Below are 16,942 nucleotides of genomic sequence, written 5' to 3' on the forward strand. Positions count from 1 at the left end.
TTTATTGCGTGCTTACATTTCTGGCAAACGTTACCCCAAAAAAGAAATGCATTGCAGCTAGGCTAAATATTAACTTACTTAAACTGGCATCGAAAAACCAAATACCAATAGCAAATACGGGATGCATAGCAACCATTATCCACCAGCACACTCGGCCAATTTTGTAGAGTGGGTAGCCATGTTTGTTTTGGAAATTTAATAATCCAAACGCCCAAGGCAACAAAGTCCAGACGAGTGACATACAAAGCAATAGCGTTACAACAACCTTGATTAATACTTCTCCGAGCATCTATAACCCCTCAAGTGAAGTACGCAGAACCTCTTGAGGTTTAATATTGAGCCCATCGCGTCCAAACGCAAAACTATCTCGCTTATAGCGGGGGAAAATATGCAAGTGATAGTGGCTTAATTCGTTAAAGTGTCCGTTGTTTTGCACAAGCGTAATCCCATCTGGGGAGAATTTACGCTCAATTCGCTCATAAAGGTCACGAGCAACGCGGTGGATTTCTGCCAATATGGATTCAGGGACTTGAAGTAGCGTTTCAAAGGGAGATTTGGGGCAAATTAATATATGGCCAAAGTTTATGGGGTCATGATCGGCAAATGCAATCACCTGCCCTGATTCATATACAATAACCGCTTCGATTTCTCTTGCAACTATCTGTTCTACAATCGTCATCAGCTAGCTCTCCTTAACCTGATTCTATTGCGTAATGTACATCAGCAACCAGTATCCTGCCAGTGATATATTCTATTTACTCCTTTGTTAAGTGAATAATTTTCAGGCTTAAATTTACTCACAACACAATTAAACTATATTAGTGTCAGATTTGCTCATTCAAATTGAGCAAGTGTTAAGCTAATGGGTATTGGGATAGAAAGTGCTAGTTAAAGATATTGATCACCAATGCCAATTTCTCAATGCCGTGTGCCGGCAGCCATCGTTTGTATTCAACAAAGCCGTACTTTTGGTAGAGTGCAATAGCAGGCGTGTTTGCCGTCGCTGTTTCTACAAAAACCTTTTCAACGTTAAACTCTGACAACGCAAAACGCAGCAGTTTACCTGCTATACCCTTGCGAAAATAATTGGGATCAACGGTCAGGCTATCTATTTCTAGCGTCTTCTTAACAATGACAAGTTCAATGACTGCGGCAAGATTTTGATTTTCGAAGTATCCGTAAAAGTGGCTTGTTGCACTGCTTATCCCTTCTACAGTGCGAGATAAGGGTGGAAAATAGCTAGCGCCAATTAACATGGCTTCTATTTTGTACGAATTTTGAAAAGTCTGAAAAATCTTCTCAGCAACTAAAACATCGCTATTGTCTAATTGTCGAATCATATTTATGTCTCACATTTTAGTGCAACTAGGCTCGTTGACAGTCGAAGTGAGCTCAACGAACTTAATCTCTATCAATTGGCTACCTAGAAAATAGACGTACCAAGAAGAAGGCACATATTCTAAAGTATGCACCAAGTGTACTATTCTTGATGAGAACGATTAATTCTAACTTTGCGAGATCAATGCAAGAAAATATACAAATGCTGGTTTTTTACTTTAGCCTCACTTAACCAACTTTCGAGCTGCGCGATTTGGGTTTGATCAAGCTCACCATAGTCCGCTTCGTCTGTATTGATGCTGTCAGGTGCAATGCTGAAAATTGCAGGAAAGTCATCTGGGATTGGAAATTTATAAGGCATATTCATCATTGAGGTGAACGGGATATCATAAAGATTATCCATATCGCATGGGTACCACGCACTGTTGTTTAAAAATCGTCCCTTTATCTCGCAAATGGCCTTGAATAAATAACCATAGGCAAAACCTAGTCCAGCTCGGTTTCCCTCACCACTCAGCAGTTCTTTGAGTAAATCTGATGCGCTAACTTGCTCGTTACCACCATCTAAGTGATCTTCTAGCATAGAGTTAATCTCACGCAATTCTCTCGCACATTTTAAATTAACTTCTTCAAAAAGTACTCTTGCTGGTGTGTTTAACAGTGCTTGCGTATCGACTAGATACGCCATAACGCCATAGGACATATTATCTCCTTAATTTAGTCCGTTGCTTACTTAAACGTTTTGCTGATGGTAATCACTAAGCATTCAAATGAACTTGTCGTTATTTGCCGGCCCCGAGGGTACGATAGCATAACGAAACTTAGCCTGGGATTCATCTCGCTTTATACTCAATTAACCGCTATCAAACATGCCGAATAACCAGTTTACCTACCTTCATAGTTTAGCGACGAACACGCTAATATCTTGCCAACACCGAAATAGTTGCCACCTGTGAATAGGGCTAACTTATTCTTATGGTGCTGAACTCACAGCTAAACAGGACTGAGCGCAAGGTAAATACTTAGAATTCTACACAAAATGATGAAAATCAATGGTGCTTCGAGTACACGGAGCCTGTGTTATTTGTAGTGAATTTCAAATTTTTATGATTTTAGGGTATAAATAACTTTCACTAAAAATAATTTACATAAGATCAAGGAAGCGCTTCATGTCGTTAGCTAAACACACACTTGATTTATCATTAACGGATAAAGTGTGGTTCAAATATGTGAGTCTGAAAAACAAAAATGAATTGAACGATAACTCTCAAGTATCACTCAAATCTATAGCCGCACTGGGTATGCTCAGCGGTAGCGCTGAGTTTTTATTTGCATTGTTAGTCTTTGCCTTGGCGATTACAGCGTCGTTTATTGATGGTGAGTACCCACGCTATATCGCTTTTCCTGCTTGTTTAATCGCATTTTTAATTATTTTCTTTACTAAAAGAATCATGCTATACAAAAAATTTGGCTTTGGCTCTCAATGGGTGATGGACGTGTCGAAAAACCAATTAACCATTTCGCCCAAAGCGATAAAAACAAAGGTAACTGGTACGCAAAAAATTGCTAGAGAAGACATTACTGAAATCACCTTTCATTACTTACTGTTGAATGATCGAAAAAGTGTGAGAATAAAAACCACAGCCAATTTAAATTTTGCTGAAATCTTATTAAAAGATGGTACAAAAGTAGAGCTCAATGGCACTCGGATCGGTTTTTTTGACTTACTCTACTTACTTATATTCTTTGACTACCCCTTAGTTTATCGAAATACTTCTGCGGGCGGCAGCTCTGATATTGCTATCATTTTACTCAGGTTACTCTCCCTTTCTGCCATTGCCGCCGGTCTCGCTAAGCTTGCGCTGAATTAAAAAAGTTCGCGCTTATTCTCGTTTAAATTGAGTAATAAGCGCTTCTCCTTTGTCGCCATTAATTTTCTCAATAGCCTCGAGCATTTCAATGATCCGTTGACGATCAAATGGGTTAGTGATGGTATTACGCACATCGTCGATGATGGCTTCTAAGTAATTAAATAAACTCTCCGTCGCTTGTTGATCCGCACTTGAGCGAAACAATATATTTTTAAACGCTTCCAACACATTGACCATGACATAACCATCGGTCTTTGCATAGTTTCTTATCGGAGTAAAATTATCATGTAGTAATTCATCAAAAGACGCTTCGTGAATATATAAAAGCGGCTCATTTTTAGCGTGTTTAAAGGAGTAGTTCACATCGCAAATATCCAACCGCTGGATAAGTAAAATACTCAGCATATCAATCGCCTTTACCGCAGTACCGGGGTCATTAATTCCTGGGCTCATGGCCTTCACTGCAATCTCTGAGATTTGTGTTAAGCCATAGCGATAATGGTCGCTGATGTACTCTTCAACATAAAAAATAAAACAGCTAAGTAACGCATCATGTAGTGCCTCATCTTCGCTAAGATCCTTGTTGCACTTAAGAAACGGGTAGCCTTTAACGGTAAAAAACCCTTGTTTAACTGCAATATATATTTTTAAGTCATGTTGCTCACATAACGCACACAATTTGTCACTGTGTACTCCCTTAAAATACCCCTCTTCTGTGCTGGGTAGGTTATGCCAACTTGAGAAGTCAGGAAAATTATCAAAAGGCTGCTCTTGCTGTTTGATGATAATATTCTTCATCTCATTTTTGGTATTGTTGAACAGGTCATTTAGCACATTATCGACCTGTATGGCACGGGAGATTGAATGGATAAAAAACACAAAAAAGCCTAAAGAGATCAATCCAAACACCAGCGAAAATAAAACCCCTAACGCAGGGATCCCTGTTTCACCATTGCCCACGCCACGAATGTTTATCAGCATAATGATGGCATAAATGATACTCCCGAGATAAAACCCCAATACCAGCTGGTGCGACTTTCTTGTGATAAGGCCCGGCAGTACTCTAGGTGACAACCCTGCACTGGCATTATTCAGCACAATCATCACCATTGAAAAGCTAAATACCGTCAATGAGATGATACTCCCCACGAGCGTGCTTAAAATAGTTCGTGCGTTCTCTTCTCTGTCGACCAGTACAATCGCTATAAGCTCTTTAAAGCTATTGATAGGAGCTGCATATTCAAGTGCCGTGGTTATGAGCGCGAAAACAAAAAATGCAACTGCAAGTAAAGAGGGGTAGAAACCGATACTACTTATCAGTTCGCGATAATTTTCGGCCAACTTGCGAGGTGTGAACATTACTATCCTTACACTTTGAGAGTCTGGTTATATAGCCTAGCAAGGCTAATGCAATAGAGTAAGTAAAACAGCAAGTATTTTGGGAAGTTAACTTTGAAGGGTTAGCAGAACTAACCCTAAAAACCTACTTTCGATTATGCAATGATCAAGAAGCCAACAAAGGCAATTGCAGCCGCAATCAACGCATAAGGTAGCTGAGTGATGGCGTGACTGACTAAGTTACAATCTGAGCCTTGGGCTGCCAATACCGTAGAATCCGAGTAGAAACATGCCTGACTTCCAAATGATGATGCCGACAACAATGCGCCTATCACCAGAGGAATATTAGCATCTACAGCAACGGCCAATGGCATCACGATAGGAATAGTCACGGCGAAGATCCCCCAACTAGAGCCTGTTGCAAAGGCCAAAATAGCCATAGATAAAAACACCATCGCAGGCAGCAAACCGGCCGTCATATAAGGACTCAGTGCGTTTATTACATATTGTGGCAATAGCAGTTGATCGCACACATCCTTAAAGATAAATGCGGCGATAACCGTTCCTATCGCGGGTAGCATGCATTTAAAACCATTGATCATTTGCTCAAGCATGTCTGCAAGCGGCATCAACCTTTGCACCATATAAAATGGCATGGTCACTGCCAAAGTCGCTAACAAGCCTTTCCATACATCAATGTCAAAGTACACCGTAAACGCCACGAGCAAACCAATAGGCACCAAAAAGTTAACTAGTTTACCTTGAGTGTCGGCTTGTTCAAATTCCTGCTCAATGGCTTTTGCAGCATAGTGATCCGGTGTATGTACTTCTTCCAAATCAACCTGTTCAAGCGCAGGTTGTCCTTGTTTAGCTGCAAGCTCTGCTTTTTTCATTGGGCCGAATAGTGGCACAATACCAAGTATCACCAGTGGCACCATAATTACGGCCACCCAAGCATACAGCATATATGGAATTGCCTGAATATAGGTACTGACCCCCTGTCCTTCTCCCGCGACACCGTTATCAACCAACAAACCTCCAAAGAACACCGCCCAAGTCGAAAGCGGTACTAAAACACAGATGGGCGCAGCGGTTGAATCCACTACATAGGCAAGCATTTCCCTAGAAATCTTAAACTTATCGGTAACACGACGCATCGTCTCACCTACCGTCAGCGCATTAAGATAGTCATCAATAAAAATGATCACACCTAAAAAATAGGTCATAAGCAAAGACGACCTTGGCCCTTTTGCCATTTTCAATGCATTACGTCCAAATGCTAAGGCACCGCCCGTGTGCACCAACAGCGCTATCAAAGCACCAAACGTACCACATACCAGAATAAGCCAGCCGATAGTTTCATCGCCCATCACTTTTAGCGAAGCATCAGCAAAATTTGCCAATATGGTAGCAGGGTCTAACAATGCGAGTCCTACAAGCGCCCCTAAAATAAGGGACAAGATAGGACGACGTAAGATAATTGCAAGCGTCAATACGACGACTGGGGGAATGATGCTAATTGCACTTGGCTCAGCCATGCGAACTTCCCAAATCAAAGGAATTTGAGCAGCGGAAAAAAGGGACGCAACGTCAGCTATAAACAGCGATTGATGCAGTCTTATCCATTTCCCAAATTCAGAACAAAAGGTTAAAATCACAGGCACTTAATGCATGTGAGGATCTGCCTAATATTGGGTTGACGAGTTGACTGTATGGCCCTCATTGAAACATCGCGGAGAAAATATACAGAATTTGACTTTGCGTCAATTTATTTTTTGTCTAATGCTAGTTTTGCCATGTGCTTATTTACTTGCTCTATCTCTTCAGCGGTCAATTCGGCGTAGCGTCTAGGATAAGACCACCCGTACCCCCAACGAAATGGCGTAGGCAAATAAGGCAACCCACCAAGTCGCACACCCGCTAGCATCAAGGTTCCCACTTCTTCTTGACCTACCGCAGCAACACACTTTTGCAAGGCAATGTCGGCATTTTCGCGCTCTATAGCGGTACCACCTTTCCAGTAGGCAAGGTCGTGTGCAGTGCAACAACTCAACCACAGTTCATTTTGCGCCAAAGTACCATCAGGAAATGCACTACAGCCATCGCTTGTGAATGGCTTTAATTCATCGGCACTGCCGTGACTAGATGCAAACAGCAGCGAGAATATAATTACTATTTTTTTAATCATCGTAAATTACCATATGGCTACTTTTATGACTTCCAACCTTAGCTGGCGCACCTTACACTTTCATCTCCATCAGCTGCGCATCTTCACCATAACTTTTGCATATCTTAACTGGCTTTGGGACAAAGCCTAGGGCCTGTTGATCTTTCAAGTTTGTTTTTGCAGCAGTTTGACTGGCATTTATACAAGGCAGAGCCTGCGTAGCATAGTCACTCTATGTAAGTCTGGCGATAACACAGTAGAAATGCCAATCAAGCGCTGCCCTTTGGGTTCACCTGAGTGCGCTTTGTTCATTGTTGCTCAACTTTTGCCTAGATTACTAGGCGGCAAGTCGAGCGCCGCGACCAAAACACACTCAGAAGAACAAAAATCAAACAGCAAAGGTCTACAGGCCCTAGTTTCAATCAAAACCCTACGCTATTTTGTACAGCCACGAGCCGAATGCGACAGTACCCCATTTGGGTCGCCAACTCAACTAAGCGTTTAATCATCAAGGCTCCAATTCCCTGCCCAGATACGGCTTGTGAAACAGCTAGGTCATGTAGAAACAACGACGAACTAGCCGGTTGTTCAGGAAGTAATGTAAACAAACTCGGCGGCCTTTCATCGTACCAAGGGTGCGCCAGTAAATAGGCATTCACGGCTCGATGTTGTTTAAAAATAAAACAACTCTTTGGCGAGCACATCCATTTACTTTTTAGGATATCCACAGTTTCTGGCGCAACATCATGATACGCCTGACTTTGTAGCGTTAGGATCTCAGGCCACAACGCATCTTCGATAGCGTAATAAGTCATAATTTACTCACATACGACGCTTAGGTTAACTTCACCCTATACGCCACCACTTTGGCCTTCTTGAAATATAAGAGTGGGATTTGGGTTCTAGGGTTTTACGGCTATTGGCATCAAAAACGCCGAGCATTAGTGCAATGATAGGCGCGTCATCTATTGCACCTAATGTGCTACCACACTCAGGGCAAAAAGCGCGCGATGAATAATCCGATGAACGCCACACCTTAGGCGCACCGCCAGGCCCATCCCAGCTTACCTCTTCACTTGCGAACTCTACCCAAGCGACAGTTAACGCACCACTGTGCCGTTGGCACATTTTACAGGAGCAAGTATGGGGGTTATGAGGTACTCCGGTTGCAGTAAAACGGATATGCCCACATAAACACCCTCCAACAAAATTGACAGCCATCCTTGTGTTTCCTTAGCATTTAACAGTTTTTATAAATTAAGTACGAAAGTAAACTATCGTGCTTATTAGGGTTCCAAGTGAAACATAAAACTGAACACTAAGCCACTGAATTTGTGAAGCATTAGTTAGGTATCTCGTAGTTACGCACGGTTACCTTCAAAGCTATCGTGAGGCTCGCCGGCAAGTTCATACTTCAACACTCCAAGCTCCTGATAATAATGCAGAATATCGATAAAAGATTCGTATTCTCTTTGCGGTGAAACCGTCAACGCAAAGCGCCCATTATCAAATTGCTCGCTCTCCACGCCAGATAGAGTAAGCTCTTGAAGCAACTCTATGTTTTTGGCAGTTTCTAACTCGTTTGTAAAGCGGATCCGCAAAGAGTGGTACTCACTTCGAGCCACTATATCGATAACTTCTAAAGAACCTTTGGTATCTGGTGCAACCAAAACGTGGTCGTCATAGTTAACACCAAAAGCAAAAAGCGGAGCGCCTTTTATCTGATAAATGTTATCGCCTACTGCCATAGCAACAATAAATTCTTCAGCACATCCTTGGGGATGGTTTTTAAAAGTAAACCGTACTTTGTCAGTAACTACATCATTCATATGGATACAAACCGCCTTTACATGGACTGATCTCGTTTTATCTAACCGACCGTAAGTCCAACAAATAAAAGTTACCCACAATTACAATGTGTTACTTGTATATGGGCTTAGATTACCAACATGATGCAGCAGCTAAACTGAAGAGAAAATTAAGCTGTAGCCTATAGAAAATAAATTAACCTGAATTAAATTGTTAATTGAAAGCTTGCGAAACGACAGAGACTGGGGCAAATGTAATGGCGAGCTCAGATTAAATGCGCAAATTTACCGTTTTCGATGGGCAGGGCTAACTAGATTTCTTCACAATATAGCAAGTACCCCGCCCGATCCTGGGTGTGAATAGCGCTAACTCTGCGAGAATAGTTTTAGGCCGATAATCCCCATCACTATCAACAGTAAACTGAGTAGCTTAAATAATGACAAAGGCTCTTTAAAATAGACAATGCCCACAATAATCGACCCTACCATGCCAATACCAACCCAGACGGAATAAGCAACGCTAAGAGGTAAAGTTCGAAGTGCAATACTGAGGAAGTAGAAACTTGCGGCCATCGCCACTAATGTAATAATCGAGGGAACAGGCTTAGTAAAACCGCCGGTAAATTTCAAACCAATAGCCCAAGCGACTTCCAATAAACCTGCAAAAACAAGTAGCAACCAGCTCATGACAACTCCAAAATGGGGTCGTCCCCGCCAGTAAAAGAAAGCTCTGCTCTGGAGGTCGTCCACCAGAGCGAGAGAAAATTAGCACGCCCGAGAAGTTAATTCAAGCTTCTACACACAGCTTATATTTCAGGTGCGCGTACCGTTTTAATATCTTGGTTTGCAGCCCAAGCCAATACATCTTCACGTTTCAGTGCTGTAGCCATCAATTCAGGAAACTGATCCGGGGTACAGGCAAAAACAGGTGAACCAATTGCAGCGAAGTCAGCTGCCATTGTACTGTCATAAGCAGGTTTGCCATCGTCACTAAGCGCCAGCAAAGTGATAACGTTCACATCTTGCCTGATCAAATTTGCGACACGAGCCTTGAGCGCTTTTTCATCACCGCCTTCGAACAGATCAGTAATTAAGATCAAGTGCGTTTTTGATGGTCTTTCTATCTTTTCTTCGCAGTATGCAACTGCTTGATTGATATCCGTTCCACCACCTAACTGTACACCAAACAGCACGCTAACAGGGTCTTGCAGCTCCTCGGTCATATCTATGACTGCCGTATCGAAGCACACTAGTTGTGTTTTTACAGCAGGGATGGAGGCCATCACTGCTGCAAAAATCGAACTATACACAACTGAGGTAGCCATAGAGCCTGATTGGTCAACGCATAAAATCACTTCATCTAAATCTGTGATACGGCGCTGCTGGCGCATAAAACCCACCAGTTTTTCGGGCACTATGGTGTTATAGTCTCGCTGGTAATGACGTAAATTGGCATGAATGGTACGGTGCCAATCGATATCATTAAAACGAGGTCTAAACGTCTTCTTAGACTTGTTAATTGCGCCTCGTATGGATTCCGATGTCTTTTGCTCTAATCGCTGCATCAGTTCATCAACCACTTTTTGGATCACTTGCCGTGCGGTATCCACCGTTTTTTCTGGCATTACTGAGCGAAGGCTCACAAGGTCAGCAACTAAATGCACATCCGCTTCTATGGCTGAAAGAAACTCGGGCTCCATTAGCATTTGCTTCAATCCCAGTCGCTCAAATGCATCTTTTTGTACTACCTGTACAACACTCGTTGGAAAAAAACTGCGAATATCGCCAAGCCATTGGGAAACTTTGGGTGCTGAGCGCGATAAACTACCCCGGCCTTTCGCACTTTCACTACTACCATAAACTGCACTTAAAGCTGCATTTAAACGTTTATCTGACTCCGACAGTCCATCATTTTCTTCAGGATCTGCACCAAGCACCAACCGCCAGCGACGATCTTTTTCAGCCTCAGATTCGGTGCTAGATTGCGATACGGACGCTTGCTTTACATCTGCCACTGCTTACCCCCATTCAATAATGTTGAAATGCTAGCCAAGTGTTGAGGCCAGCTCTGTAGCGCACGCTCATTGATGGTAAATTCAACGCTCACCTTTTCTCTACCTAGCAACACTCTATCTATCAAACGTTTGCGCTCCATCGCATCAAGCGAAGCAAATATCCGCCTAAATAAGGGTAAACATTCAACAAAAGCGGTTTCATCTAATCCCACTAGCCAATGCTCTATTGCGCTAAGCAGTATGTCGTCATACAAAAGTCGGTCAACCGCATCAGAGAAAAAGCCATCAAAATATCTGGCAGCATCTGCGGGTATCACTGCAGCTGAGAGCATTTTTCCAAGCAGCAGCTCAAGTTCAGAAGTCGCCATTTTGTCCGCTTGATACATGAGCCTTGCAGCAAGCCCAGCGAGCTGCAAACTAGTTTGACCACTCTCAACCAAGGTATTTAGTGCTTTCCACCACTGGCTTTCAACCGCTCCATTCCAGTCCGTCACAAGTAAGGCATGGTGGCTTGCACTCAATGCTCTGTGGTAGTGCGACGCCTCATCATCATCCAAATTGCGACAAGCGTAAGGAATTGAAATTGCGGCTTGAACGGTCAATCTTTCAATCAGTTCTTCTATATGACCAAGCGATATCTTACGGGCAGTACCGTAACGGCTCACATCAATTAAAGGCGGAATACTCTCCAACAATTCAATACAATCACTAGATTGTGCAGCCCGTTTTTCGAGCAGTGTTATTCCGATACTAGCCGCCTGATCGAGCTGAGCCTCTAGGCACCCACTAACGTAGCTTGCAAGCTTACTCAAACTCCTCTGCGTACGCATTTGCTCAGTCATTTTAGTGTTTGCAGCTTGCGCAATGGTGCTACCGTACACAAGGTGCTCAACCAGTTTCACTGCATATTCAGGCTGCCAAGTTAACCGCCAGTTTTCACGAAATGTGCCTCGACTCTTGCCGCTATCACTGAGCCCCCCCCAAGGAATATCGAGAATGTTTAAACGGTGCAATAGAACAGACTTTCCTTCTCCCGCTTCACTACGTAAGTCAAGAGAGAGATCTCGTGGCAATGCTTCTGGTTTAAGTTTGAGCTTCTTTTGTTGCTGTTGTAAATCTTCAATCAGTGGGATCAAAGGCGCATCAGCTGGGATCTCACCAACCTCGGCGCCCAACAACACCTTGGCTTCAATTTGCTGCCAAATCTTAGCTTCACCGAAGCATAAACACGCAATGACAGCCTCTCGGATTTCTTCAAAACCAACAGATGGTCGGCCGCGCACCGCAGCCAACGTTTGACATAAGCGTGTCGCTTCAATGACCGAAGCAGTCGACACAACTTGGCCAATTAAGCGCATTTGCTCTGTGACTTTTACTAACCAATGGGTCACCAAGTTGGCGTTGTTTTGTTGTTGCCATAAATGTTGATACCACATCGGTGCTGTTACCCCGGCACCATACCCAGAGGCACTAGACAAACGGGCGGAAGTCCAAGGCACCCAAGTTGCCTTTAGTTTTTTTGCAGAGAGCTTTGCAGGCAATGTTTTAATTAACTCTCGGTCGCTTTTTGCAGTGTGCTTTTCTTGTAAAGCGGGAACATGCCACGCGCCACATACAACGGCGATAGGACCTGAACAATGCTTTTTCGCTTTGGCTATTTCAAGTCGCATGTAAGCTTCACGCACTAGGTCACGCTGTATGGCTGGATGAGCAGGATTTATGCTTTCACGCAGAGCCGCCATTGCCGAGCTCACCGCGTTAAACACTTCAAGGTCATTTCCGTGACTTTGCTCTATTAAGTCATTCCACCATGCTTCACCATCTTCATAACCAGCTAAGTTTGCCAACACAGCGATCGGATCTGAGGTCAGTGCACGCGTTTCGCCATGCCCTTCCCTAGTTTTATCCTCCTCGGCTTGCGTCTGCTCGGCTTCATCACTTGCTTGTGCTTGTGATGCCAATTGGATGTTTACAGGCACATCAATAAAGGCCAACTCAGTGCTGTGCTTGATGGCGTACAAAGTCGCCTGATATTCTGGTGAATACTCAGCAAAAGGATAAAACACACTTTGTGTTGCATCTCCAGCGGCATAAGCTAGCAAGGCAACGGGTGGACGCGTATCGTTTGCCGCCAACATTGGTAATAGCGCGGAGCAATCTGCTGGCCCCTCTACCAATATGCACTGGGGCTGCAATGCCTGTAATGCGGCCATGAGTCGTTGGCTTGACCCAGGTCCATGGTGGCGAATGCCAAAGTAATGGACGTTCGACATAGCACGTCCTTACAATACTTCGTTGATTATCTTGTAATAGTCCGAATAGGCTGGGCGTTTCTTAAGCACCGTTTCCAAGTATTCTTCAAGCACCGCTTTGTCTTGCACGGGGTCTTTTACAATAGCGCCAACCAAATTGCTGCTGAGGTTTTCAGCATCTAATCTACCATTGCCAAACCAATTTGCTTGACTCAGTCCACCAACCATCACAGCAATTGCTTCCGCTGTTGAAAGGTTTCCTGTCGGCGTTTTGAGTGTTACTTTACCATCAAGGGTTTCACCGCCACGTAATTCTCTAAACATAGTGACTACTTTTTCAATTTCACTTTGTGCATCCAGTGGCATCGGTAATTCTAAGCTCGCGCTCATTTCTGCGACGCGTTTTGAGATGATTGATATTTCCTGCGCCATATCATCCGGTAGGGGCAGCACCACAACATTAAAGCGGCGTTTTAATGCAGCCGACAGTTCGTTCACGCCTTTATCACGATTATTTGCTGTCGCAATGATATTAAAGCCTCGTTGGGCATAGACGGCTTCATTCAACTCCGGGATTGGTAACATTTTTTCTGACAATACCGTGATCAACGTATCTTGCACGTCCGAACCCATGCGCGTTAACTCTTCAAGGCGGCAAAGCGTCCCTGATTCCATTGCACGATATAAAGGTGTTGGCACGAGCGCTTCACGGCTTGGCCCATTTGCCAAAAGCTGTGCATAGTTCCAACCGTAGCGGATCTGGTTTTCGTCTGTGCCTGCTGTACATTGAATAACCTGAGTACTGTTACCACAGATCCCCGCAGCAAGGTGTTCAGACACCCAAGACTTAGCCGTGCCCGGCACACCGAGTAACAATAAAGCGCGATCGGTTGCAAGTGTTGCTACCGCGGTTTCAATTAATCGGCGATTACCTATGTACTTTGGACTTATTTCAACACCGCTTTTAGTTTTACCACCCAGCAAATACGTTACCACTGCCTGCGGCGATAACGCCCAATTTTCAGGTTTATTGCCTACGTCCTCGGCTTTTAGTGCATCTAGTTCTGTTTGATAAGTGATTTCTGCCGGTTGGCGAAGGATGCCACTCATAGTTAGTTCCTTTTTGTATTAACCCTGATCTGCAATCAGGCCAATTTGTCTTAGTACTTACTCAATTTGAAGGAGCAAATCTGACGCTAACTGCGTTTAAAATTTTTTAATTAGAATAAATTGGTTTCAGATCCGATAATTGAATATTAAATTTAAGCATATCGAGCATGGGATCTACATTCACCACACCGAGTGCGAGTATTTGACTTAACGCCTCGCGTGCGCAACTTGCTGGCAGCAATAAACCAAGTGCCATCAATTCCCGAGTTATGGTGTATTCGTCAATATGGTTAGTTTCTTTTATCTGCTTGCTTATCAATACACTTAACGCCTGCCAAGCCTGAGTCTTACACACCAATTGCCAGTCCAGTTCCAATTGTGGCTGGCTCACGTAGTCCATACAATCAGCAAAACTTAATTGGACTTTGTGGTTAGTCAGTAAGTCAAACATGATTTTGCTGCGGTAGGTTTGATCCATCCTTGGCAGAAATAAAGCCAGCAAGCTCAACCCATCCGGATAATCAGGTAGTGACGCCAATAATTGCTCAATCATAAGATGAATGTATTCATCAGATAGGTTAGCAACCGCGTTACCGACAAAGCACTCGTTATCATGTTGTCGGTTCTGACTAAATTGCCAATGCTTAACAAGAATCGATAACTCTATTCCGAGCGCTTGGGCAAATGCCGACAGCGATACCACTTGTAGCCACTCAGAGCGCAATGCTTGTTGCTTTTTACTTTTCAGTAAAGCGGGAACGACCTCAATTTTCTTGATTAGCAGTCCTGACTTTTTGACTTCAAACCACTGTGCCAGCTCTGGTGCAAGTTGAGACTGCTCTACGCCCTCGACCTTGGCACTCCCAACGCCCAGTCTGGCCAACAATTGTTGAGACAAGGTGACAATCTTTTTTGCACGATCGTTTATTAAACTTTCTAAATAAGGCTGATCGTCAGCTTGTAAGTTAATTCCTAAAACTTCGATGATATTTAGTCGCTTATCCGCAGCTTCTTTGTGTGCACAAGCAGCGATGAGCTCCCTAGCTTCAGCAGCATTACTGCGTCGTAATGCCCGAAGCAGTGCCAAACGCTGCGCAGGGAAAAAATCGTCCCAGTTTTCCTTCGTCAACGGTTCACCCTGTAGGTTCGACGCGCTGTGATGTTGATTTGCCACCCATTCACACCAAGGCCAATAAATAGCAGGGACCTCGTCATTTACCTGCGGAAGCCAATCTGCAGGATGCGCGCAATACCCTCTATCTAAAAGCAAATTTAACAAATGCTTAGTTGATGCAAAATATTGCTTCTTAAGATGAGCAAGGGAAGTACGAAAGCTCGGTCTCAGTGAGTCGATTAGACAAGGCAACGTAAGTGAGGGTAATGCAGACTTTGCTTGTAAATTAGATGGTGGAGCTTGACGTAATAACCATTCACGCTGTTGCACAGCCAAAATGAGTGCCATTCTGCGTTGCTGTATCTCGGTCCGCTCACCGTCTTTACACGCCCAACTAGATGGTAAACATTGCGCTGTTAATGTCGCTGCATTACCGCCTACTAACCAACGTTTATAAAGTGCGTCGATTTTTAATAGCTCATCCCTAGCAACGTTGCTTAGCATGCAATAACCCCCCAATTTTTTGTTGTTACGCTCAGAAGCGTCCCCTTAGAGCCCGAAGAGACGACAAATGCCCGCTCAAGTTCGCTACCTAATATCACGGGATTGACTTCATTGTTGCTCAGCACCAGCGTCTGCGTACCGTCACTTGAACACCACCAAAACGTCCCTTTTCCATCGTCTAGCACTCGACCTGCACCTAATATCGCAGGAAACTCTTCTATCCAAGGCGTCGCACTTAAATGACGCTGAAATTGCAATTGATGATCCATAACAGCGAGCTCAGCTTCATCATACTTCCCCTCAAACGCTTTATATTCACCTAACAAAGCGCGTTGCAAAATTTTAGCTGGGTAAAAAATGAGCTCACCCTCAATTTTCCTGCCAATGCTATTACTCACCGTTTTTCGCCCTGTTGCTGCAGGGTAAAAATCAAGCAACAAGGCCGGTTCAACATGAGGTTCTGTTATGTTTATCAACCATTTTGAATGGGCGATTAGACCATCTTTACGGGTTTCAATACGCTCTCCAACGGTTTCCCAAATACCCTTAACTCGGACTGAGTGCGGGTTGGATAGCACTTGCTCCCGTGTTTCCCCCGTTACAATGGCTCTGCGAACATCAATATTGTCACAATCAACAAACCAAGCTTCACTCAGTAGTGCCAATTTACCGAGCTCTTGATAAACCGCTTGTGGCTGTAAGGTAGAACACAGAGGCATGATTTTTGCGGGCAACTCGTCAATGCGAGCCGCAAAATTAGTGGCTTTTGCATCAACCAAACGTGCAGCAATTCGGCGACAACGTTCTGTTATTTCCTTTATGAGCTGGCTAATACCATTCACTAATTGGTCATCTAACCACTGCTGAAACTCAATTAAACCGTCACTTACGCAGGCCTCTGTTTTTGCTTTACTTTGCGCAGCGCGCTGTTTCTGCTGTGCTTCTTTTTTAGCCAACTCTTCTGCGCTTAATGTTTCACTAGCCTCAGCGGTGGCATTAATGTCTTTGCTCGGGGTTGTTTTTGTCTCTTGCGTTTGATTGTTTGTAGGGGCTCGCCGGCGCCGACCCAACCAATCAGTAACCCATTGTGGTACCTCAGCTTCAGTAAAGCTTGAGCCTGCATCGGAAAATTGCCACAACAGCGCTAATACGTGTTTACAAGGAAATTTTCGAGATGGACAGGTACATTTATAGCCATGATCGACCACATCAGCGACAGTGTAATACGGCTTTGAGCCTGACCCCTGACATTCTCCCCAAATCGTATTGATCTCAGAAGCTTGTCCAAGTACTGGCCATTTTGCTGGTTTTAACAAACCTTTTGCGGCTTTTAGAGAAGCTTGATCGGGCGCAAGCTCCTGAATTGTTTCAAGTGAGATTTCCATATTTCCAATGTGTCACACTACGTCCATATTTGTTCCCATT

Annotated in this window: 18 protein-coding genes; 2 read left to right on the forward strand and 16 right to left on the reverse strand. The window is 43.9% G+C overall.

Going from position 1 to position 16,942, the window contains the following annotated elements; all coding sequences use genetic code 11:
* Position 1: 1 nt before the first annotated feature.
* The 4 genes from CWC29_RS09695 to CWC29_RS09710 all read right to left on the reverse strand — a co-directional run bounded on the left by CWC29_RS09695 (position 2) and on the right by CWC29_RS09710 (position 2,041).
* Positions 2-289, reverse strand: a complete 288-nt coding sequence (locus tag CWC29_RS09695) for a hypothetical protein (RefSeq protein ID WP_128726538.1) — start codon at positions 287-289, stop codon at positions 2-4.
* Positions 290-679, reverse strand: a complete 390-nt coding sequence (locus CWC29_RS09700; RefSeq protein WP_128726537.1) for an HIT family protein — start codon at positions 677-679, stop codon at positions 290-292. It lies immediately after the preceding gene.
* A 205-nt stretch (positions 680-884) separates the two neighbouring features.
* Positions 885-1,340, reverse strand: a complete 456-nt coding sequence (locus tag CWC29_RS09705) for a GNAT family N-acetyltransferase (protein WP_138524428.1) — start codon at positions 1,338-1,340, stop codon at positions 885-887.
* Between the two features lie 179 nt (positions 1,341-1,519).
* Positions 1,520-2,041 carry a DUF7691 family protein gene (locus tag CWC29_RS09710; RefSeq protein WP_128726535.1) on the reverse strand — a complete coding sequence of 174 codons (522 nt, stop codon included), beginning with the start codon at positions 2,039-2,041 and terminating at the stop codon, positions 1,520-1,522.
* 466 nt (positions 2,042-2,507) lie between these two features.
* Here CWC29_RS09710 and CWC29_RS09715 point away from each other — a divergent pair, with 466 nt between their 5' ends.
* Positions 2,508-3,209 carry a hypothetical protein gene (locus CWC29_RS09715; RefSeq protein ID WP_128726534.1) on the forward strand — a complete coding sequence of 234 codons (702 nt, stop codon included), beginning with the start codon at positions 2,508-2,510 and terminating at the stop codon, positions 3,207-3,209.
* A gap of 12 nt (positions 3,210-3,221) precedes the next feature.
* Here the strand turns inward: CWC29_RS09715 and CWC29_RS09720 are convergent, their stop codons facing one another.
* The 3 genes from CWC29_RS09720 to CWC29_RS09730 form a co-directional block, all read right to left on the reverse strand.
* Positions 3,222-4,568, reverse strand: coding sequence for a DUF2254 domain-containing protein (locus tag CWC29_RS09720; RefSeq protein ID WP_138524426.1), 1,347 nt, complete (start codon positions 4,566-4,568; stop codon positions 3,222-3,224).
* A gap of 134 nt (positions 4,569-4,702) precedes the next feature.
* A complete protein-coding gene (locus CWC29_RS09725; RefSeq protein WP_138524424.1) occupies positions 4,703-6,085 on the reverse strand; it encodes a Na+/H+ antiporter NhaC family protein in 1,383 nt (460 codons plus the stop codon).
* A gap of 230 nt (positions 6,086-6,315) precedes the next feature.
* The gene (locus tag CWC29_RS09730) at positions 6,316-6,735 is read right to left on the reverse strand and encodes a hypothetical protein (protein WP_138524423.1); all 420 of its coding nucleotides are present in this window, start codon (positions 6,733-6,735) and stop codon (positions 6,316-6,318) included.
* Between the two features lie 241 nt (positions 6,736-6,976).
* Between CWC29_RS09730 and CWC29_RS24085 the strand changes: the two genes are divergently transcribed.
* Complete coding sequence (locus CWC29_RS24085) at positions 6,977-7,219, forward strand: hypothetical protein (protein WP_328820801.1); 243 nt, start codon at positions 6,977-6,979, stop codon at positions 7,217-7,219.
* Here CWC29_RS24085 and CWC29_RS09735 read toward each other — a convergent pair.
* The 9 genes from CWC29_RS09735 to CWC29_RS09775 form a co-directional block, all read right to left on the reverse strand.
* On the reverse strand, positions 7,137-7,529 hold the full coding sequence (locus CWC29_RS09735; protein ID WP_235956558.1) for a GNAT family N-acetyltransferase: 393 nt from the start codon (positions 7,527-7,529) through the stop codon (positions 7,137-7,139). The genes CWC29_RS24085 and CWC29_RS09735 overlap by 83 nt on opposite strands.
* A 31-nt stretch (positions 7,530-7,560) precedes the next feature.
* Positions 7,561-7,935: a GFA family protein gene (locus tag CWC29_RS09740; protein ID WP_138524419.1), complete on the reverse strand. Its 375-nt coding sequence runs from the start codon at positions 7,933-7,935 to the stop codon at positions 7,561-7,563.
* A gap of 140 nt (positions 7,936-8,075) precedes the next feature.
* A complete protein-coding gene (locus tag CWC29_RS09745; protein ID WP_138524417.1) occupies positions 8,076-8,543 on the reverse strand; it encodes a DUF4265 domain-containing protein in 468 nt (155 codons plus the stop codon).
* Positions 8,544-8,888: 345 nt separating this feature from the next.
* Positions 8,889-9,209: a DMT family transporter gene (locus CWC29_RS09750; RefSeq protein ID WP_138524415.1), complete on the reverse strand. Its 321-nt coding sequence runs from the start codon at positions 9,207-9,209 to the stop codon at positions 8,889-8,891.
* A gap of 119 nt (positions 9,210-9,328) precedes the next feature.
* Positions 9,329-10,537, reverse strand: a complete 1,209-nt coding sequence (locus tag CWC29_RS24090) for a VWA domain-containing protein (protein ID WP_138524413.1) — start codon at positions 10,535-10,537, stop codon at positions 9,329-9,331.
* On the reverse strand, positions 10,525-12,810 hold the full coding sequence (locus CWC29_RS09760) for a DUF5682 family protein (protein WP_193554561.1): 2,286 nt from the start codon (positions 12,808-12,810) through the stop codon (positions 10,525-10,527). The genes CWC29_RS24090 and CWC29_RS09760 overlap by 13 nt, the downstream gene beginning before the upstream one ends.
* Before the next feature lie 9 nt (positions 12,811-12,819).
* Positions 12,820-13,899 carry an ATP-binding protein gene (locus CWC29_RS09765; RefSeq protein WP_128726526.1) on the reverse strand — a complete coding sequence of 360 codons (1,080 nt, stop codon included), beginning with the start codon at positions 13,897-13,899 and terminating at the stop codon, positions 12,820-12,822.
* Positions 13,900-14,005: 106 nt separating this feature from the next.
* Positions 14,006-15,517 carry a DUF5691 domain-containing protein gene (locus CWC29_RS09770; protein ID WP_138524411.1) on the reverse strand — a complete coding sequence of 504 codons (1,512 nt, stop codon included), beginning with the start codon at positions 15,515-15,517 and terminating at the stop codon, positions 14,006-14,008.
* Positions 15,511-16,902 (reverse strand): SWIM zinc finger family protein, encoded by a 1,392-nt coding sequence (locus tag CWC29_RS09775; protein WP_128726524.1) that lies wholly within the window; start codon positions 16,900-16,902, stop codon positions 15,511-15,513. The genes CWC29_RS09770 and CWC29_RS09775 overlap by 7 nt, the downstream gene beginning before the upstream one ends.
* Positions 16,903-16,942 lie beyond the last annotated feature (40 nt).

This window comes from Pseudoalteromonas galatheae, from assembly GCF_005886105.2.
Classification (GTDB): Bacteria; Pseudomonadota; Gammaproteobacteria; order Enterobacterales; family Alteromonadaceae; genus Pseudoalteromonas; species Pseudoalteromonas galatheae.